This window comes from Rhodococcus sp. NPDC059179 (assembly GCF_042754885.1).
GTDB lineage: Bacteria > Actinomycetota > Actinomycetes > Mycobacteriales > Mycobacteriaceae > Rhodococcus_G.
Map to the genome: position 1 here is coordinate 25276 of NZ_JBHZBV010000011.1, position 19761 is coordinate 45036.

Annotated in this window: 16 protein-coding genes; 14 read left to right on the plus strand and 2 right to left on the minus strand. The window is 68.2% G+C overall.

Annotated features, from left to right (window positions below):
• Window positions 1–3 precede the first annotated feature (3 nt).
• The 6 genes from ACFXMV_RS18465 to ACFXMV_RS18490 are packed head-to-tail and all read left to right on the plus strand — an operon-like array spanning window position 4 to window position 6265.
• The gene (locus tag ACFXMV_RS18465) at window positions 4–1188 is read left to right on the plus strand and encodes an ABC transporter substrate-binding protein (protein ID WP_378499704.1); all 1185 of its coding nucleotides are present in this window, start codon (window positions 4–6) and stop codon (window positions 1186–1188) included.
• Window positions 1189–1203: 15 nt separating this feature from the next.
• Window positions 1204–2079 carry a branched-chain amino acid ABC transporter permease gene (locus ACFXMV_RS18470; protein ID WP_378499705.1) on the plus strand — a complete coding sequence of 292 codons (876 nt, stop codon included), beginning with the start codon at window positions 1204–1206 and terminating at the stop codon, window positions 2077–2079.
• Window positions 2079–3119 (plus strand): branched-chain amino acid ABC transporter permease, encoded by a 1041-nt coding sequence (locus tag ACFXMV_RS18475; RefSeq protein ID WP_378499706.1) that lies wholly within the window; start codon window positions 2079–2081, stop codon window positions 3117–3119. Before ACFXMV_RS18470 ends, ACFXMV_RS18475 begins: the two co-directional genes overlap by 1 nt.
• Window positions 3116–3901, plus strand: coding sequence for an ABC transporter ATP-binding protein (locus ACFXMV_RS18480; RefSeq protein ID WP_378499707.1), 786 nt, complete (start codon window positions 3116–3118; stop codon window positions 3899–3901). Before ACFXMV_RS18475 ends, ACFXMV_RS18480 begins: the two co-directional genes overlap by 4 nt.
• Complete coding sequence (locus tag ACFXMV_RS18485; RefSeq protein WP_378499708.1) at window positions 3898–4611, plus strand: ABC transporter ATP-binding protein; 714 nt, start codon at window positions 3898–3900, stop codon at window positions 4609–4611. Before ACFXMV_RS18480 ends, ACFXMV_RS18485 begins: the two co-directional genes overlap by 4 nt.
• 4 nt (window positions 4612–4615) lie before the next feature.
• Entirely contained in the window at window positions 4616–6265 is a 1650-nt protein-coding gene (locus tag ACFXMV_RS18490) for a class I adenylate-forming enzyme family protein (RefSeq protein ID WP_378499709.1), read from the plus strand.
• Window positions 6266–6382: 117 nt separating this feature from the next.
• Here ACFXMV_RS18490 and ramB read toward each other — a convergent pair whose 3' ends face one another.
• Window positions 6383–7795: an acetate metabolism transcriptional regulator RamB gene (ramB, locus tag ACFXMV_RS18495; protein WP_378503441.1), complete on the minus strand. Its 1413-nt coding sequence runs from the start codon at window positions 7793–7795 to the stop codon at window positions 6383–6385.
• Between the two features lie 103 nt (window positions 7796–7898).
• Between ramB and ACFXMV_RS18500 the strand changes: the two genes are divergently transcribed.
• From ACFXMV_RS18500 to ACFXMV_RS18520, 5 genes are all read left to right on the plus strand, one after another.
• Window positions 7899–9146 carry a lipase family protein gene (locus tag ACFXMV_RS18500; protein WP_378502308.1) on the plus strand — a complete coding sequence of 416 codons (1248 nt, stop codon included), beginning with the start codon at window positions 7899–7901 and terminating at the stop codon, window positions 9144–9146.
• A 112-nt stretch (window positions 9147–9258) separates the two neighbouring features.
• Window positions 9259–9936 carry a hypothetical protein gene (locus ACFXMV_RS18505; protein WP_378499619.1) on the plus strand — a complete coding sequence of 226 codons (678 nt, stop codon included), beginning with the start codon at window positions 9259–9261 and terminating at the stop codon, window positions 9934–9936.
• A gap of 462 nt (window positions 9937–10398) precedes the next feature.
• Window positions 10399–11631, plus strand: coding sequence for a cytochrome P450 (locus ACFXMV_RS18510; protein ID WP_378499618.1), 1233 nt, complete (start codon window positions 10399–10401; stop codon window positions 11629–11631).
• Window positions 11631–12815 carry an MFS transporter gene (locus ACFXMV_RS18515; protein ID WP_378499617.1) on the plus strand — a complete coding sequence of 395 codons (1185 nt, stop codon included), beginning with the start codon at window positions 11631–11633 and terminating at the stop codon, window positions 12813–12815. The genes ACFXMV_RS18510 and ACFXMV_RS18515 overlap by 1 nt, the downstream gene beginning before the upstream one ends.
• Before the next feature lie 47 nt (window positions 12816–12862).
• The gene (locus tag ACFXMV_RS18520) at window positions 12863–13579 is read left to right on the plus strand and encodes an enoyl-CoA hydratase/isomerase family protein (protein WP_378499616.1); all 717 of its coding nucleotides are present in this window, start codon (window positions 12863–12865) and stop codon (window positions 13577–13579) included.
• 9 nt (window positions 13580–13588) lie between these two features.
• Here ACFXMV_RS18520 and ACFXMV_RS18525 read toward each other — a convergent pair whose 3' ends face one another.
• Entirely contained in the window at window positions 13589–14503 is a 915-nt protein-coding gene (locus ACFXMV_RS18525) for an MBL fold metallo-hydrolase (RefSeq protein WP_378499615.1), read from the minus strand.
• A 447-nt stretch (window positions 14504–14950) separates the two neighbouring features.
• Here ACFXMV_RS18525 and aceA point away from each other — a divergent pair, with 447 nt between their 5' ends.
• From aceA to metE, 3 genes are all read left to right on the plus strand, one after another.
• Entirely contained in the window at window positions 14951–16240 is a 1290-nt protein-coding gene (gene aceA, locus ACFXMV_RS18530) for an isocitrate lyase (RefSeq protein ID WP_097210198.1), read from the plus strand.
• A gap of 173 nt (window positions 16241–16413) precedes the next feature.
• Window positions 16414–17310, plus strand: a complete 897-nt coding sequence (locus tag ACFXMV_RS18535; protein ID WP_378499614.1) for a 3-hydroxybutyryl-CoA dehydrogenase — start codon at window positions 16414–16416, stop codon at window positions 17308–17310.
• A 105-nt stretch (window positions 17311–17415) separates the two neighbouring features.
• On the plus strand, window positions 17416–19710 hold the full coding sequence (gene metE, locus ACFXMV_RS18540; protein ID WP_378503442.1) for a 5-methyltetrahydropteroyltriglutamate--homocysteine S-methyltransferase: 2295 nt from the start codon (window positions 17416–17418) through the stop codon (window positions 19708–19710).
• Window positions 19711–19761 lie beyond the last annotated feature (51 nt).

The following is a 19761-nucleotide window of genomic DNA, read 5'->3' on the forward strand; positions in this document are numbered from 1 at the left end:
ACTGTGAGAATCGGAAAGGCCGCACCGCTGGTGGTGGCCGCGGCCCTGGGGTTGACGGGCTGCGCGTCGGTGACCGCGATGTCGCCGGAGACGATCGTGATCGGCCTCGACGAGGACTCGACCGGGCCGGGGGCGTCCTACAGCACCATCGCCGGGCAGACCGTCCGGATCGCGGTCGACCTGCTCAACGAGAAGGGCGGGATCGACGGCAAGCGAGTCGAACTCGCCGTGGAGAACGACGAGAGCAGCCCGACCAAGACCCCGTCGATCATCCGCAAGCTCGTCGACCAGGGTGCGAGCGCGGTGCTGCTCGCCACCGGCAGTGGTTCTGTGCTGCAGGCCAAGTCGGTGCTGACGCAGTCGCAGATCCCCGCCATCGCTCCGGTGGTGCTGAGCGACGCCTTCGCCTCGGCGCCGGGCAACGACTACTCGTTCATGATCCCGAACTCCCTCAAGCAGTACGCCGAGGTGTACTGCGGGGCCTTCGAGAAGCTGGGCTACAAGACGCTCGGGATCCTCGGCGACGCCAGTGCCTCGATCGACGGCATCATCAAGACGCTGCGGCCGGCACTGGAGAAGTGCGCGACCGTGACCGCGGTCGAGAAGGCCCCGGTCGACGCAGCCGACCTGACCGCACAGGCCTCGCGGGTGGTCGGGGCCGACCCCGACGCCATCCTGGTGGCCAGCATCGGCGGACACTTCGAGATCCTCGCGCACAACACCCTCGCCAAGGTCGCCCCTGACGCCCAGCGATTCTCGCTCGCCTCGATCGGCAACCAGCCCAAGTCCTGGGCGCTGGCCGACCCCGGCGCGCTCAACGGGATGGTCTACATGGGCAGCCTCAGCTCCGGCAACCCGCGCACGGCCGAGCTCACCGCGAAGCTGCGCGCGGTCAAGGGCCCCGACTACATCCTCACCGCCTACGACGCTCAGGCGTACGACGCGGTGATGATGCTCGCCCGCGCCATCGAGATCGCAGGCGACCACACCGATCGCAACAAGGTGCGCGACGGCCTGCGACAGGTCTCGGGCCTGCCCGCGTCCTTCGGCCAGGAGCGACTGACCCTGTCGTTCAGCGCCGGGGACCACCTGGCGCCGGACAGCCTGTGCGGCCTGGTTCTGGTCGGTTTCGGTCCGGACAACCGACCCAGTGGCCCCTGGGATTCCTACCAACCGCCGTGCAGCTGACGAAGGAGTCCGCAGATGACTGACGCACAACTCTGGCTCGCCGCCGTCGAGATCGGCGCCTTCTTCTCCCTGATCGCCCTTGGCATGTACCTGGTCGTCGTGGGAGCAGACTTCTTCAACTTCGCCATGGGGCCGTATGCGATGGCCGCCGCCATGGCGTGCAGCGCGGTGGTGGTCAATTACGGTGTGCCCCTGTGGCTTGCCCTCGCGCTCGGTGTGGCCGTGGCCGTGATGCTGTCGGTGGTCACCGAGAAGCTGGTCGTACAACAGGTCCAGAAGCGTTCCGGCCGTGGGGAACTGCCGGCGTTGGTCGCGGTGACCGCGGTGCTGTTCGCGGTGCAGCAGCTCTCCGGCACGATCTTCGGGCGCACGCCGCTGCCCGGGCAGAAGCTCTTCGACGCCGAGCCCTTCACCGTCGCAGGCGCCACCGTCGACAGTGCCTCCGTCACCCTGATCGGCGGCACCCTGCTGGTGTTCGCGGTGGTGGGGATCTGGCTGCAGACCTCGCAGACCGGTCGCCTGCTGCGCGCGGTCGGCGACAACCCGGACGCCGCGCGGGTGCTCGGGTTGCCGGTGGCCCGGGTTCGGCTGGTGGCGTTCACGGCCGCAGGCGTCATCGCCGCGATCGCGGGACTGCTGTTCGCGCCCAAGGCCGGTGTGCAGTTCACCAGTGGTCTCTCCTGGACGCTGACGGCTTTCCTGGCCCTGGTGATCGGCGGTACCGGCCGTAGCTGGGCACCCCTGATCGGCGGCATGCTGCTCGGCTTCGTCCAGGTGTTCGCGCCGTTCTACTTCGGTGCGAGCGCCGCGCAGACGGCGATTCTCGTTCTCGCGCTTGTCTTTTTCGCCTTCCGGCCGGAGGGCGTGTTCTCGAGGAAGGTGCGCGTCTGATGACCGTCACAACACGTTCGTCCGACACCGGCCGGACGCCCGACGCCGGTGCCGTCCGCGCAGGCAGGCGGGCGATCCACCCGATCGCGGTCGAGGCCGCCATCACCGTCATCGTGGTTGCTGTCGTGCTGGCATGGATGGGGCCGAGCCTCTACCGGCAGGACCTGGTGTTCCTGGCCGCCACCTACTCCCTGATCGCCCTCGGGATGTACATCCCGTTCGTGATGGCGGGGTCGCTGTCGATGGCCTACAGCGCGTACGCCGCCATCGGCGCCTACGGAGTGGCGCTGATCTCGGTGCGCACCGGACTGTCGATGTGGTGGGGCTGGATCATCGGCGCGCTGGTCGCGGCGGTGGTCGCGGTGGTGCTGAGCCTGGCCACCCAGAAGCTGTCCGGGTTCTACCTCGCGGCGGTGACGTTGCTGTTCGGCATCGCGTTCGAGCACTGGCTGATCGACGGGCCCGGTTTCACCGGCGGATCCGCCGGAATCTCCGGCGTCGAGGCGGTGACGATGTTCGGCTGGCAGCCACCGCGCTACACGCTCGTGGTGCTGGCGATCGTGTTCGTGTGTCTGATCGCGGTGGTGGTCGACCGGCTGCGCAAGTCGGTGTGGGGGCTGACATTGCGGGCCTCGCGGGACAACAAGAACCTCGCCCGCTCCTCGGGCGTCAACCCGGCGCACCTGACGGTCGTCGCCCTCGCGATCGGCGCCGCCATCGCATCCACCGGTGGCTCGTTGTTCACGGTGTCCGTCCAGGCCGTCACGCCCGAGACCTTCACCCTCAGCATCGTTTTCCTCGCCATCTTCATGCCCATCATCGGCGGCCGGAACTCGGCGTGGGGTGCCCCGCTCGGCGCGGTGATCGTGGTGGTGGTGACGCTGAACATGCCCGGCTACCAGGGCAGCGGCGAACTGCTGCTGGCTCTCGCGGTGCTGGTGATCCTGATCGCGGCCCCCGGTGGGGTCATCGGCTGGGCCGCGTCCGCACTGACGCGGTTGAGGCCGCGATCGAACACGCACGAAAGGGGTCAGCTGTGAGCCAGGGTATCGGGACCGCGCTGCTCGAGGTCCGGGGGCTGACCAAGTCCTACGGTGGACTTCGCGCGGTCGACGACGTCTCCTTCACCGTCGCGCCGGGCGAGGTGATCGGCCTCGTCGGGCCGAACGGCGCAGGCAAGACCACCCTCGTCGACTGCATCTTCGGCACGCAGCAGGCCGATGCGGGCAGCGTGCGACTGGCCGGTCGTGCCCTGACCGGAGGCAGCGACCGGCGTGCGCGTCAGGGGCTCTCGCGCACCTTCCAGCATCCGCAGCTGGCGCTCGAGCTGACCGCGGTCGAGAACATCGTGCCCGGCATCTACGGACATCGGATGCGCTCGCCGCTGCACTCGCTGTGGTGGGCGCTCAAGGGCCCGTTCGAGGACCCGGCGGTGGCGGACCGTCGGGCGCGCGCCGTCGCGGCCGAGTACTCGATCACCGACACCACCAGCAACTGCGGCGACCTGAGCCTGGGTGGGCAGCGGCTGGTCGAGGTGGCGCGGGCGATGGCCACCGACCCCCAGGTGCTGCTGCTCGACGAGCCGTTCGCGGGCGCTGACCACAACGGCATCGCGGCCATCGCCGGGGCGGTCCGTCAGATTCAACAGCAGGGGCGCGGGGTGGTCCTCGTCGACCACAACGTCGACCTCATCGCCGAGCTCGCCACCACCGTGGTCCTGCTCAACTTCGGTGCGGTGGCATTCCACGGCAGTCCCGAGGAATGCCTGGCGAGCGACGCCATGCGTGAGGTGTACTTCGGTGCGGGAGAGGAGATCTCATGACAACGCTCGAGGTGCGCGACCTCTGCGTGCGCTACGGCTCGGCGGTGGCGGTCAACGAGGCCGCCTTCACGGCCCCGACGGGCACCGTCACCGCGGTGGTCGGTCCCAACGGAGCGGGCAAGACCAGCCTGTTCGGCGCGGTCTACGGCTCCACCCGCGCCACCGGCACTGTCACCGTCGACGGACGGCGGGTCGACACCCTGCCCGCGGCACGTCGGGCGCGCGAGGGCTTCGCCTATGTGCCGCAGGGGCGGCAGCTGTTCATGAAGATGTCGGTGCTCGAGAACCTGCGGGTGGGTGCGGACCTGCTCGGACTGAGCAAGGACTCCGTCGACTCCGCGCTGGACCGGTTTCCGGTGCTGCGCGAGCGCGCGCACTCCTTCGCGGGCGTGCTCAGCGGCGGCGAGCAGCAGATGCTCGTGCTCGGCCGGGCGCTGCTGGCGACGCCGAAGGTGCTGCTGCTCGACGAGATGACGACCGGACTCGCGCCGAAGATCGTGGGGCAACTGCGGACTCTGGTCGCGGACCTCGCCGCGGAGGGGGTGACCGTCCTGATCGCCGAGCCGTCGCTCGCAGCGCTTGGGCCGATCGTCGAGCGCGGCTACGTGATGCAGCGCGGCGAGATCATCGTCGCCTGCGACTCCGCCGCCGAACTGGACGCCGCCTACAAGCAGTCAATGGGCGTCGTCGACGCCGCAAGGGGGATCTGACCGAATGGACCAGCAGACGACGACCGCCGGTATCGAGGTCGGCGAGTTCACCACCGCCCCGGAGAAATTCCTGGGCGTCAGCATCAGCGAGATGGTGCGGCACTGGGCGTTGACGACGCCCGACGCGGTGGCCTTCGTCAGCCCCGGCGCGCGCGTGACCTGGGCCGAGTACGACGCCGCGGCGGACCGCGTCGCGGCGGCGCTTGCGGCGCTCCCGGACGAGCACGCGCCGGTCGCGCTCTACCTGCCGGACACCATGGTCTTCCACGCGGCGCTGTGCGGCGCGTACCGGGCCGGGCGCATCGCGGTCGGGATCGGATCGCGTTCGGGCATCAAGGAACTCGCTCACCTGATGGGCCGGGCGGGTTGCCGGACGCTGATCACCGCCGTCACCCTGCGGGGCCAGGCCACCGCCGAGCTGATCGACGAGTTGTCCACCCGGGCAGGCATTCCCGACAACGTGGTGTTCCTCGACGAGTGGGGCGGCGTGGACGTGCAGGTGGCCGACGGGCCCGGCGCGCGGCGCCGGGTGCCGGTCATCGAGCGTCCGTTCGCCGCCACCAGCCCGCAGTTCTCCATCTCCGACGTCTCGATGCTCAACTCCACCTCCGGCACCACCGGGCTGCCCAAGCTGGTCACCCAGACCGAGGAACGCTGGATTGCCTTCTCCCGAGTGGCGGCCGCGGCCGGAAGGATCACCCGCAGCGACGTGTTCTTCGGGGCGGTGCCTGCGCCCTTCGGTTTCGGGCTGTGGACCTCACACTTCCTGCCCGCGCTGCTCGGCGCACCGAACGTGGTGATGGAGCGTTTCCAGGTCGACACCATGATCGACCTGCTGGTCAGCGAGCGGGTGACGGTGCTCAACTGCGTCAGCACCCAGTTCAAGATGCTGCTGCGCTCCGAGCACGGGCGCACCGCGGATCTCGGCGGCTTGCGGGCGATGTTCACCGGCGGTGAGGCGGTGCCGTACTCCGAGGCGCTCGCGTTCGAGGAGCGGACCGGGGCCGCGGTGCTGCAGTTCTACGGCTCGAACGAGACCGGCGCGGTGAGCGTCACCACGGTCGAGGACGACCCCGAGACCCGGCTGCGTACCTGCGGGCACGTCATCGACAACATGCAGGTGCGGGTGTTCGACGATGCAGGCGCGGAGGTGCGGGGCGACCTGCGCCGCGGCCAGCCGGGCGTCAACGGCCCGCTGATGTGCCACGGCTACTGGGATGACGACGACGCCAACCGCGAGCTGTACACCGACGACGGCTGGATGCTGCTCGGCGACATCGTCGAGATCGACCGCGACAACCGGGTGCGGGTGGTCGGACGCAAGGCGGACATCATCATTCGTGGTGGGAAGAACATCTCCGCCGTCGAGGTGGAGGAGTTCGTGCGCGCGCATCCGGCCGTCGCACTGGTCGCCGTCGTCGGCGTCGAGGACGAGCTCTTCGGTGAGAAGGTCTGCGCGGTCGTCGTCACCAAGGACGGTTCGGAGCTGTCGCCCGCGGAGCTGTCCGACTGGCTGACCGGCAGCGGCGTCACCCGCGAGTACATCCCCGAGCACGTCGTCACCGTGGACCAGTTGCCGATGGCGCCCGGCGGCAAGGTCGCCAAGGGCGAGGTGAAGTCGCTGGCCGCCGCGCGGGTCGTCGCGCGCGCGTAGCCCGTCGAGTGTGCAGTTCTCGTCGCCGCCACTCGGGTGACGCGACGGAAGGTGCACGCTCGGCGCGGTGGGTGGGTGACGCGATGGGTGGGTGACGAGGGCGGCGGGTGGCGTCGGTCAGCGGATGAGGTACGGCGACACCGAGCTGCGGTGCTCGTTGATGTCGAGCTCCTTGCCGAGCGGCGGGAAGGCGCGCTGCGGGCAGTTCATCCGCTCGCACACCCGGCAGCCGGCGCCGATCGGGGTGGCCGCCGCCTGGTTGTCCAGGTCGAGGCCGTCTGCGTACACCGTCCGGTGCGCGTGCCGCAGCTCGCAGCCGAGGCCGATGGCAAAGGTCTTGCCGGGTTGGCCGTACCGCACGGCGCGCCGCTCGACGGTCCGCGCCACCCACAGGTAGCTACGCCCGTCCGGCATCTGCGCGATCTGGGTCATGATCTTGCCCGGGTACGCAAACGACTCGTAGACGTTCCACAGGGGGCAGGTGCCGCCGCTGGAGGAGAAGTGAAACCCGGTGGCGGACTGCCGTTTCGACATGTTTCCCGCCCGGTCGACGCGGACGAAGGAGAACGGCACCCCGCGCAGCTTCGGTCGCTGCAGGGTGGAGAGTCGATGACAGATGGTCTCGTAGCTCTGTGAGAAGAAGGCGGACAGCCGCTCGATGTCGTAGCGGAAGTCCTCGGCGACGTCGTGGAACTGGGTGTACGGCAGCACGGTTGCCGCGGCGAAGTAGTTGGCGAGGCCGAGAATGGCCAGCGAGCGGGACGACTCGGAGGTGAAGTTGCCCTCGTCGACCATCTTGTTCAGCAGGTCCCCGCACTCGAGGTAGGCCAGCTCGGCGGCGAACTTGAACACCTTCTGCCCGCCGGACAGGTGCGGGGAGATTTCCAGCACGCGGGACTCGGGGTCGTAGCGGTGCAGCACGCCCTCACCGAGGTCGATGCGCTGCACGATCTGCACGTCGTGCACGGTCTCGAGTCGCCGGGCGATCTCGCCCGCGACATCACCGCGGTGGAAACGCATCCGAGAGGTGAGCTCCTCCGCGGCGGTGTCCAACTCGTGCAGGTAGTTCTGCCGCTGATAGAAGTAGTCCCGCACCTCCTCGTGCGGCATGGTGATCGACCCGCTGCCGCTGCCGTCGCTGTACCGGTCCTCGGTCGCCGCGGCGAGCTGCAGGGTGGTGTTGCGGTAGCGGCGGTGCATGTTGACGACGGCCTTGGCCAGGCTCGGATGCGCGGAGACCATCTCGGCGAGTTCCTGGGCGTCGGCGTCGATGCCCATCTCCTGGTCGAGCGCGACCTCCCGCAGTTCGGCGATCAGCCGGGTGTCGTCCTGCGAGGAGAAGAAGGTGGTGTCCACGCCGAACACCTCGGTGATCCGCAGCAGCACCGGGACGGTGAGCGGACGCACGTCGTGCTCGATCTGGTTGAGATAGCTCGCCGAGATCTCCAGCTTCTGGGCCAGTGCGGCCTGGCTCATGGCCCGCTCGGTCCGCAGCTGACGCAGTCGCGCGCCCACATAGGTCTTCGCCATTTCTACAGGCTACGAGGGGTGTCGAGGCTTGGCAACAACCGGTTCGCAGTATTAGCAAACTGGCTATACCCTGGTGTATCCGGGTTAGAAGAGGCGCGAGGACATGGGCATCCTGCGTCCCCGCGGATGGCTGTTGGCGGTCGTCGCGGGGCTATTTCTGTTCTCCACGGTGCCCGCCGTCGGGGCTGATCCGATCGCGGACCTGGCCGCTCCGCCACGGCATCCGGCCGCGCTCGCAGCCACGCCGCTCGGCGATCGGTGGTTTGACCCGCCGCCCGGCTTCGGCGGCCGCGGTCCTGGCACCGTGCTCGCCAGTCGAGCGGTGATCGTCGGGCGGTTGAGCAGCGCCGCCGTGTCCACCCAACTTCTCGTCAGGTCGACCGACTCGAAGAACAATCCGGTGCCGGTGGCAACCACCGTGATCGTGCCGACCGCGGCCTGGACGGGGCCCGGGGCGCGACCGGTGGTCGCCTACAACCCCGCGATCGACTCGCTCGGGCAGGCCTGTGCGCCGTCCTCGACGCTGCCGCGTGGGGAGATGATGGAAATCGGTGCGGTGCAGGACTTCCTGGCCAGGAACTACGCGGTGGTGGTGACCGACCACGAGGGTCCGAGGCAGGCCTATGCGGCCGGACGGATGGCCGGTCACGCCGTGCTGGACGCGCTGCGGGCGGCGGTGCGCACCCCCGCGCTCGGGCTGTCCCCGGCCTCCCGGATCGCGGTGACCGGCTACTCCGGCGGCGCGATCGCCTCCGGATGGGCCGCGAAGCTGGCACCCACCTATGCGCCGGAGCTGAACCTGGTCGGCGCCGCGTTCGGCGGCACCCCCGCCGACTACCGGATCCTGTTGGGTTCGATGAACGGTCGCAACGGGGCGTCGACCGTGTTGCTGGCTGCGGTGCTGGGGCTGGCACGCGAGTACCCCGAACTGTTCGGGCTCTTCAGCGACAACGGCTGGCGGCTGGGGATGCTCGCCAAGGACCTGTGCTTCGCGCAGCTGGCGGCACCCGGGGTGGTGGCACCCATCCCCGTGCAGGCGATGTCGGATGTGCCCGACGTGGTGAATCACCCGATCGCGCGACGGGTGCTGGACGAGACCAGGATGGCCGGGCGGGCCCCGACCGCGCCGGTGTTCATCTATCAGGGACAACAGGACCCGTGGATTCCGCGCGAGGGAGCCGAACGGCTCTATGACGACTGGTGTGCGCGCGGCGCACGGGTACGTCTCGAGGAGTACACCGGCGAGCACGTCACCGCGGCGGCGTCCGGCGCACCGATCGCGCACCGGTGGATCGACGACCGGCTCGCCGGGGTGCCGGTGCCGCCGGGTTGCAGCAGCGTCGGGCGGTGAGGCCGGCTCCGCGTACGCCGAGAGTGCATCTACCGGCGCATCGCCCGAGTGCGGCGCCGCTAGGTGCGCACTCGGCGGGGCCAGGTTGGGATCGGGCTGCGACACTGGGCGGATGACGAACGACGCGACCGGAGGCCTTGAGGTCGGGGCGACCCTGACCACGGCGATGATCAGCCCGGTCGCGGGTGGCCTGGTGCGCACCTGGACGGACACCGACAGCGCGCTGTGGAGCGTCGACGACCCGGACGGGCTGAGCGAACTGCTCGGGCGCGGACTGATCGCGCGTACCTCGATGCCCGACGAGCGGTTTCGGGAGGCGGTGCTCCTCGACGCCGAGGCCGGCACCCTGCTGGTGCAGGGACGCTTCCCCGAGTCCGCGGAGAACATCCCGGCGCGGGTGTTCCGGCTCGGCGAGCCGGTCCGCCCCGAACGCAACCCCTGGACCGACCTCGATCACTTCCTGGCCGCGGCGGCGGTGTCCGCCGTCGAGCGCGGCGAGTTCTGGGTGGCCGAGCTCGGCGGCTGGGACGCGCCGCACGAGCCGTACTGCTTCTTCGGGGTCATCGACGACGAGGGCGAACGGGTGTCGGTCATCGAGACCGCGCCGGTGCCGCGGGACACCGGGGTCTGGCCGGAGGTACCCGAGGACGGCAGGCCAGGCACGTCGGTGTCCTCGCCCGCGTCGGAGGACACCATCGCGGCGGCGGGGATCTTCGCGGTCACCGCCGTCGAGTCCTGGGGCATCGCGCCGTGGGACGTCGCGCTGACCTACGGGCGGATGACGCGGTAGTCGCCCCCGCTTGGCGACCTCAGACCGAGTTCCCGACCCTCACCCCGCCCGGCGGCCGACATTGCCGGGATCGTCACCCTGCGCGGATTCCGTTCTCTACCTGTGAAACTCGCGGCGAACCGGCGACCGTTCTCGCCTAGCTCACCGATCGAACCTCCGTGCTGCTCGGCGCGTTGCGCCGCCGCGAGGTGCCAGGCCTGACGGATCCAGCTGCCATGGGTGGGTGCATCCCACACCTTGGGTACCTTCTGGCCCCCGCGCCAATGGCTCAATCTTATTCATGTCAGATCGAGAACAGAAAGGAGGGGATTGGAAATGCGTCGAATCAAGTTCACCGTCGCCGCGCTCGTCGGCTTTGTGCCGCGAAAAGCGCCGGGCATGTACGAATGGTCCTGACAATGTTCGATAGTGCGGGCGGTCGACTTTTGTTTCGCCCGCCCGCACTTTCATTAGGAGATGTAAATGGCGCGGCCACCACTCCTCGGGTCATCGCGAGCGGAATTGGCGGAAACGTACGATCGCGGGCGACTGTCCTTTCTGCTCGACGCCGCAGAACTCGGACCGATAGTCGAACTCTGGCCGGGAACTTTCCTGGTGTCGGGTCACCGCGAGGTGCACGACGTGCTCGTCGGGTCGAATCGCAAGTTCTTGTCGACACAGAATTTCCTCAGAGCCAAGGTGTCGGGCGACCTCGGATCCGAATCGGTGCAGCGGTGGATGAAGTCGCGTAAGGCGGCCTCCGCGGCATTGGCATCGCGTGAACGTCTCGAAGACCACCAGATCGAACTGGCACACGACACAGACGCGATCGTTCGGAGTTGGCTGGGGCGGGCGGTCGGTGATCGAGAACTGATCGACACCTTGCAGATCCTCACGGCCGCGTCCATCAGTCGGTACTGCTTCGGAACTCGAAACTTTGACGAGATCCCTTCTCTCGCACAAGAACTTCTCGATGCACTATTCCCGATCACAGCGAGTCCCTTCGTCCTCCCCAGGTGGTTGCGCTGGCGACCGTCCGATCTGCGAGTCCGCAGGGCGCTGCGCAGTCTCGAGTCGGCCGTGGCGAAGCTGGCGCAGGCGCCGGGCTCGGACGGATTGTGCGACGACCTGCGGCACGCCGACCTTCCGTCCAAAGATGTTGTCCAGATGATTATTTCGACACTCTTGGCTGCGCATGGCGTACCGGCGTCAGCCGTCCTGTGGGGAATGGTCGAGCTCGGGAGACACCGCGCCGTCCAGGAGCAGCTGCGAGGAGACGACAGTACCGGCGCGCTCACGCGCGTTGTGTCGGAGACGCTCCGGCTGTGGCCTCCATCGTGGATGCTGGGACGTGACGCGGCCGAGGACATCCCTTTCGGGGACTGGGAAATGAAGGCGGGCAGCGTGGTGATGGTGTCGAGCTGGGTTACCCACCGGGTATCGCCCACCTTCGCGCCGACCGGCGGCGAGTTCAGGCCGGAGCGGTGGATCGACGCCGCGCCGCAGCGCGGCGAGTTCATACCGTTCGGCGGTGGGCCGCGATGGTGCGTGGGCGCGAAGTTTGCCGAACGGGAGCTGTCGACCGTATTGGGTGGGATCGTGCGGAATTCCGAGATGCGAATTCAGCTGTCGGGCGCCGAACTGGAAGTGAACGAGCGCAGAACTCTCACCCCCGAGGGATTCTCGATGAGGTTCGACATCCCGGAAGACACGTGATGCGGGGAAAACTCCGGTCCAGGCTGGGGTTCGCCTTCCTCCTCGCAGGCCCTGTCGCAGATTCCGCTATCGTGGTGATCACCGCCGGGCTGGTTATTTCTGCCGGGGGAGGAGCGGCGCTCCTTTCGCTGGCATTCGGCGCCCGATGCGTTGGAATTCTCGGAGCGGGGATCATTGCAGGCACATTGGCGGACAGGATCGACAAACGGGCAATCATTCTTTCGACCTATGCCGGTCGTTGTGCGCTGATTGCCATACTTCCGGCGTCTGCGGGCGGACCTCAAATTCTGCCCGTCATGATCGCATTGGGCGTGTGTTGCGGGCTGTCGCAGCCGGCCGCAACAACGGCAATTTATCTTTCTGTTCCACGCGACGATCGGGCCGGTCAGCTGGCGACCTGGCATTCGCTGAGCCTCACCGTGCAAGTGGTTTCGCCCGCGGCAGCGGCGCTGCTGATCTCGGCCACCGGACCCACGGTGTCAGCACTGCTGCTCGTCGCTGCCGTTGCCGTGGGTGCCGCTTTCGCATCTGCGGTTGCCCCGAGTCCGACGAGAACCGACCCGTCCACGGGGTTTGTTCAGGACACGCGTGAGGGTTTCCGGTACCTCAAGGAAGGCCATTGGCTGCGGACGGTGATCCTTGTGTCTGCGGCACAAACAGCGCTACCGGTCCCGGCCTGGCTCCTGATCGTCAACGCGGGGTCGAGCGAGCGATGGTTCGCGGGCGCTCAGGGGTACATCATGGCCCTGTTCGCACTCGGTGGGATTGTCGGCACGAGCCTGCTGGGAAAGCGGATTCCTACTCGCACAGCGCAGTCGGCGTTGCTGGCGCAGGGGGCGATCTGCGTCGGCCTCGTGGCATTGAGCCTCTATCCGCCGTTTTCCGTCATGGCCGTGGTGGCACTCCTCGTCGGCGCCGCGATTCGAGTGGGCAGCGTCTGGGCGGACGTCCTCGTGGCGACGCAGGTGCCCGAAGCGATGCTCGGCCGCGTCGCCGGACTGGGTGCGACCCTCGCCAACGTGTGCATGCCGGTCGGCTACATGATTGCCGGCGCGCTGCAGGCGCCACTCGGCCCGGCGATGACCGCGGGTCTCGCGGCCACAATGAGCGCGGCCGTGACCGCCGTCGGTGTGCTGCTGGTTTCGACGCCTGCCCGGACTCTGCCGGTGCGGAGTACGGTCTGACGCCCCGCGGTGCCCACGGGGCGCCGATCCGGCGCTATCGTCTCGCCATGCCTTACCTGGAGCGCTCCGGAGATGTGTTCGTCCTGTACCTCGGAACCGAGGGTGAACGGGACGAGGAGAACGCGTTTCATCCGCAGTGGCTCGATGAGATCGAGGCGCTGCTCGACGAGGTCGAAGCGAGTCAGGGTCCGGCCGCACTGGTCACCACGGCGGTCGGCAAGTTCTACTCCACCGGCCTTGACACCGTCTGGCTCGCCCAGAACCTGGAACAGCTCAATCCCTACATGGATCGCGTGCACGCGCTCTTCGCGCGGATACTGACCTTTCCGATGGCGACAGTCGCCGCGATGCCGGGCCACACCTTCGGCGGCGGCGCGATCCTGGCCACTGCGCACGACCATCAGGTGATGCGCGGTGACCGGGGGTTTTTCTGTCTGCCGGGCATCACGGTTGGCATCAGCTACACCCCAGGTGTTCTCGAACTGCTGACCGCGCGGCTGCCTGCGCGGGCGGCGCATGCCGCGCTGACGAGCGGTCGCCGATACGGCGGGACCGAGGCGCAGGCCAACGGACTCGTCGACGAGGTAGCGGCAGGCGACGACGTGCTCCCCAAGGCGGTCGGTCGTGCACAGGGTTTGGTGCACACCCGCGGACGCACGCTCGGCGAGATCAAGGGCTCGTTGTACGCGGGTGCTGTGGCCTCCCTCCGCACTCCGTCGGCCAGCCTGGAAGCGCAGGAAGCGGCGGTGACCGCCCAGAGGTGACTGCCAGGCTCAGGCCCAAGGGTTCTCGCGGGCGAAGACGGTCGGGAAGCTCAGCGTCACGCCGTCCTCGTCGGCCAGCCGGCTGAGCAGCGCCATCGTGCGGTCGAGGTCGTCGCCCGCGTAGGGGAGCGCGCGCAGCGGTTTCGACAGCGGCCGGAAGAAGTCGTCCCAGTGGATCAGGACCGCGCGCCTGGCGCCGACCTCGCGGACGGTCTCGCGCCAGTAGGTCTCGACGTACTCCTCGGACTGGATCCCGAGCTGCCCAACCCCGAGGTAGGCCACGTCGGCCCGCAGGCCCGCGAGCGACCCGGGCACGTATCCGGCGCTGCCCTGCACGAGCACGGACCGCCCGGAGACCGGGTGGCGGACGATGATCGACCAGGCCTCGCCGCACCGGTACGCCGACGCCCGGGTCGGTGGCACGACCGGCTCGGTGATCTCGCCCGGGTAGCGGTCGGGTGGGCAATGATCCGACGCGATCAGGGTGACCTCGAAGCCGCCGAGCCGCAGCGCGTCGCCGGAGGTGGCGACCACAATCCGGTCGGCGGGCAGCCCGTGCCCGCGACCGATCGAGGCGGTGGACTCGCCGCCGACGAGGGGCGCGCCCGTCCGTTCGGCCACGACCGCCGAGTCCATCGCGTGGTCGAAGTGGGTGTGCACCGGGATGACGGCGTCGAGCCGGGTGACGGCTGCGAGGGAGAGCGCGGCGTCGATCCGCGTCGGGTCGGGCGCGATTCTGCCGAACAGCAGGCCCGGCAGGGCTGGCCTGGTGAAGAAGCCGTCGGTCATGATCGCGGACGAGCCGTCGTCGATCAGCAGGGTCGCGACACCGAGAAACGTGACCGAGAGCCCGTCGGTCGCCGGGGTGACGTCGAACCGGTCCGCATACGCGGTGATGTCGGGGCGCCCCAATCGCAGTCTCATGGGCGAAACGGTATCCGCGGCCCGCGGCGTCGGGCGCCGACTTCGCCGCGAGTGAGGCGTTCGACCTGAAACCAAGAACGCTCGGGCCACGTGATTGCCCTCACAACCGGGTCGGGTCCACCGTGATCGGCGTCGCGGGCTGTCGTGCACCAGGCCGCGGTGTCGATGCGACCACCGTCGGCCGCGTGCCCCACACAACCCGCAGGTCGGAAGCTACTTGCCGGTAGCTAGCTGACCTACTCGCCGGTAGCCAAGCGTTCGCTTGGCCGTTGAGATATTTGCAAAGTTAGCAACACTGGTTGAAAACCTAGCCAAGATTGGCATTAGCAACAGGTAGACGGCAGTTTTTGGTTGTGCCACTCTCGTTGAGTACATACGAAGGGCCTGGCAAGGATGTGAAGCAGTACATCCGTACCGGACCAGCAGATACAAGAGAGTGGAGCCTCGATGTCGACCACCGGCACCCCGAAGACCGCAGCTGAGATCCAGCAGGATTGGGACACCAATCCCCGCTGGAAGGGACTCACCCGTAACTACACGGCCGAGCAGGTCGTCAAGCTCCAGGGCTCCGTCGTCGAGGAGGCCACCCTGGCCCGCCGTGGCTCGGAGATCCTGTGGGACCTCGTGAACAACGAGGACTACATCAACTCCCTGGGCGCCCTCACCGGCAACCAGGCCGTGCAGCAGGTCCGCGCGGGCCTCAAGGCCATCTACCTCTCCGGCTGGCAGGTCGCAGGCGACGCGAACCTCTCGGGTCACACCTACCCGGACCAGAGCCTCTACCCGGCCAACTCGGTGCCGCAGGTTGTCCGTCGCATCAACAACGCGCTGCTGCGCGCCGACGAGATCGCCAAGGTCGAGGGTGACACCTCGGTCGAGAACTGGCTCGCCCCGATCGTCGCGGACGGCGAGGCCGGCTTCGGTGGCGCCCTCAACGTCTACGAGCTGCAGAAGGCCATGATCGCGTCCGGTGTCGCCGGTTCGCACTGGGAGGACCAGCTCGCATCGGAGAAGAAGTGCGGCCACCTCGGTGGAAAGGTGCTCATCCCCACCCAGCAGCACATCCGCACCCTGACCTCGGCGCGTCTCGCGGCCGACGTCGCGGACGTCCCGACGGTCGTCATCGCGCGCACCGACGCCGAGGCCGCCACCCTGCTCACCTCCGACGTGGACGAGCGTGACCGCCCGTTCCTCGACGGCACCCGCACGGCCGAGGGCTTCTACGGCATCAAGAACGGCATCGAGCCCTGCATCGCCCGCGCCAAGGCCTACGCGCCGTACTCCGACCTCATCTGGATGGAGACCGGCGTGCCGGACCTCGAGGTCGCCAAGAAGTTCTCCGAGGCCGTCCGCAGCGAGTTCCCGGACCAGCTGCTGGCCTACAACTGCTCCCCGTCCTTCAACTGGAAGCAGCACCTGGACGACGCGACCATCGCGAAGTTCCAGAAGGAGCTCGGCGCGATGGGCTTCAAGTTCCAGTTCATCACCCTGGCCGGCTTCCACTCGCTCAACTACGGCATGTTCGACCTGGCCCACGGCTACGCCCGTGAGGGCATGACCGCCTTCGTCGACCTGCAGGAGCGCGAGTTCAAGGCCGCCGAGGAGCGTGGCTTCACCGCCATCAAGCACCAGCGCGAGGTCGGCGCCGGCTACTTCGACAAGATCGCCACCACGGTCGACCCCAACACGTCCACCGCGGCGCTGAAGGGCTCCACCGAAGAGGGCCAGTTCCACTAAGAACTGGGCTGAGCCGCCTCTCCTGATTTCGGCGTACCAGATCGGCGGCCCGCAATTTGCGTTGCGGGCCGCCGGTTTCCGAAGTTCGAGGCTTTTGGACTACCCGGCGAGTTACCCATGTGCTCGCCAAATCTGTTGTCACCGGAGCACAGGCAAGTTGAGGGAGATACGACGTGACGAACGAAAAGATTCAGCGCGTCGGCGTGATCGGCGCAGGCATCATGGGCGCCGGAATCGCCGAGGTGTGCGCCCGCGCACATGTCGATGTTCTGGTGTTCGAGCAGACCCGCGAGCTCGCCGCGGCGGGCCGCGCCCGCATCCTGCGCTCGCTGGACCGCGGCGTGAGCAGCGGCAAGATCACCGAGCGTGAGCGGGAGCAGGCTGCCTGGCGGCTGCGCTTCACCTCCGACCTCGGCGACTTCGCCGACCGGCAGCTCGTCGTGGAGGCCGTCCTCGAGGACGAGAAGGTCAAGAGCGCGATCTTCGCCGAGCTCGACCAGGTCGTGACGGACCCCAACGCGGTGCTGGCGTCCAACACCTCCTCGATCCCGATCATGAAGCTGGGCATCGCCACCAAGGCTCCCGAGCGCGTGATCGGCATGCACTTCTTCAACCCGGTGCCCGTGCTCCCGCTCGTCGAGCTGGTCACCACCCTCAAGACCAGCGCAGCGGTCTCCGCGCGGGCCGAGGAGTTCGCCAGCCAGGTGCTCGGCAAGCAGGTCGTCCGCAGCGCCGACCGCTCCGGCTTCGTGGTCAACGCGCTCCTGGTGCCGTACCTGTTGTCGGCGATCCGCATGGTCGAGTCCGGTTTCGCGACCAAGGACGACGTGGACCGCGCGATGGTGCTCGGCTGTAACCACCCGATGGGCCCGCTGGCACTGACGGACCTGGTCGGCCTGGACACGGTCAAGTCGATCGCGGACTCGATGTACGAGGAGTTCAAGGAGCCGCTGTACTCGGCGCCGCCGCTGCTGCTGCGCATGGTCGAGGCCGGCCTGGTCGGCAAGAAGTCCGGCGCGGGCTTCTACGAGTACGGCGACAACGGTCGGAGCACGAAGAAAGCAAGCTAGGTAGCTTCACCAGTACGCACCTTCGGCGCCCGTGCGCGATTTTCGCCCCAGCAGGGGTATCGATCGCTCACGGGCGCGAAGCGCATCGAGGGAGAGGTCGACACGATGTCCAACAGCGCCGCCACCTACGGCTCCAGCATCCTGGGGTACCCCAGGATCGGGCCACGACGCGAACTCAAGCGGGCACTCGAAGCGTATTGGCACGGGCAGGCCAGCCAGGCCGAGTTGATCGCCGTCGGTCGAGAGCTCCAGGAGCAGACCTGGAGCGAGCTGGCCGCGACCGGCCTGACGCAGGTCCCCGGTAACACCTTCTCCTACTACGACCACGTGCTGGACAACGCGCTGCTCTTCGGCGCCGTGCCCGGCCGGTTCGCCCCGCTCGAGGGTGAGCTGAACGAACTCGACTTCTACTTCACCATGGCCCGCGGCAGGCCTGACTTCCCGCCGCTGGAGCTGGTGCGGTTCATCGACACCAACTACTACTACCGTCAGCCCGAGCTCGACGAGCGCACGGTGTTCACGCTGCGCGCCGACGCCCTGATGGACGAGTTCGAACGGGCCAAGGCCCGCGGTATCGAACTGCGTCCGGTGATCCTGGGCCCCCTCTCGCTGCTGCTGCTGTCGAAGGCGAGCGCCGATGCGGCGGACGACTTCTCGGTGCTCGACCTGCTGGATTCGCTGCTGCCGCAGTACGAGGCGCTGTTCGAGTTGCTCGCCAAGGCAGGGGCGACCTGCGTCCAGCTGGACGAGCCCGCCTTCACCCAGGACCGCACCCCTGAGGAACTGGCCGCGCTCGGCCGGGCGTACACCGCGCTGTCCCATGCCCCGCTGCGACCGCGCATCCTGGTCACCGGCCCGTACGGGAATCTCGGTGAGGCCCTGCCGATCCTGGCCGCAACCAAGGTCGAGGCGCTCGGACTCGACCTGGTCTACGGCAAGGTCGCGGCCGACGAGCTGGCCGCGATCCCCGGCCTCAAGCGCAAGCGCATCTACGCGGGCGTCGTCAACGGCCGAAACGTCTGGCGGGCGGACAACTTCGTCACCCTCACCTACCTCTCCTCGCTCAAGGACGTGATCCCGGATCTCGTCGTCTCCACGTCCTGTTCGCTGATGCACGTGCCCTACGACGTGCTCGCCGAGTGGGATCTCGACGGTGACGTCGCGGACCGGCTCGCCTTCGCGAAGCAGAAGGTCGGCGAGGTGGTCTCGCTGGCCAAGGCGCTGACCGAGGGCCCGTCCGAGCGCTGGCGCAAGAAGCCGACGAAGGTGCACTTCAAGCAGAAGCACGAAGTGCGGCAACGGGTTTACGCCATCAAGGCCGAGGACCGCATCCGGGCGCCGTACGAGGACCGTCGGCTCGCGCAGCAGCAGAAGCTGAACCTGCCGAAGGTGCCCGCCACGACGCTGGGGTCGTTCCCGCAGACCGATGCCGTCCGCCAGGCGCGCTACGAACTCGGCCAGGGACGGCTGGAGTGGGCGGACTACGTCAAGCGCATCCAGGCCGAGATCGAGAGCACGATCCGGCTGCAGGAGGACATCGGCCTCGACGTCTTCGTGCACGGCGAGCACGAGCGCAACGACATGATCCAGTACTTCGCCGAGCTGATGGACGGATTCGCGTCCACGCACAACGGCTGGGTGCAGGCCTACGGTTCGCGCTGCGTCCGTCCGCCGATCCTCTACGGCGACGTGCGCAGGCGGGGGCCCATGACCGTCGATTGGATCGGCTACGCGCAGTCGCTGACCGAGAAGCCGGTCAAGGGCATGCTCACCGGTCCGATCACCATGCTGGCACGCTCGTTCGTCCGGCAGGACCAGCCGTTGCACGAGACCGCCGATCAACTGGCGCTGGCGATCCGCGACGAGGTGGCCGACCTCGAGGCCGCAGGCATCTCGATCATCCAGGTCGACGAGCCGGCGATCCGGGAGCTGCTGCCACTGCGGGCGGGCGGACGCAAGGAGTACCTGGACTGGGCGGTCGACGCGTTCAAGCTGGCGACGGGCGGCGCCAAGCCGGAGACGCAGATCCACACCCACCTGACCTACACGACTCAGAAGTCGGTGGTGGACGCGATCGAGCGGATGGACTGCGACGTGACCGCCATCGTGGCGACCCGCTCGATCACATGGGTGCTCGACGCCATCAAGGAGCGCAAGCTCACCCACGGCGTGGGTCCCGGTGTGTACGAGAGCCGTTCGGCCCGCATCCCGGACATCGATGAGCTCGACGAGCTGCTCACCGAGGCGTCCGAGTCGGTGGAGCTGGAGCGCCTGTGGGCCAACCCCGACGGTGGTCTCAAGACCCGGCACTACTGGCAGCTCGAGCCCTCGCTGCGGAACCTGGTGGCGGCGGCCCGCCGCCTGCGCCGCCGCGCGGAGACGGCCGCCGCGGCCGAGTAGGCAAGTGACACAGGAGGCTCCAGACCGTGATCGGTCCGGAGCCTCCTGCGT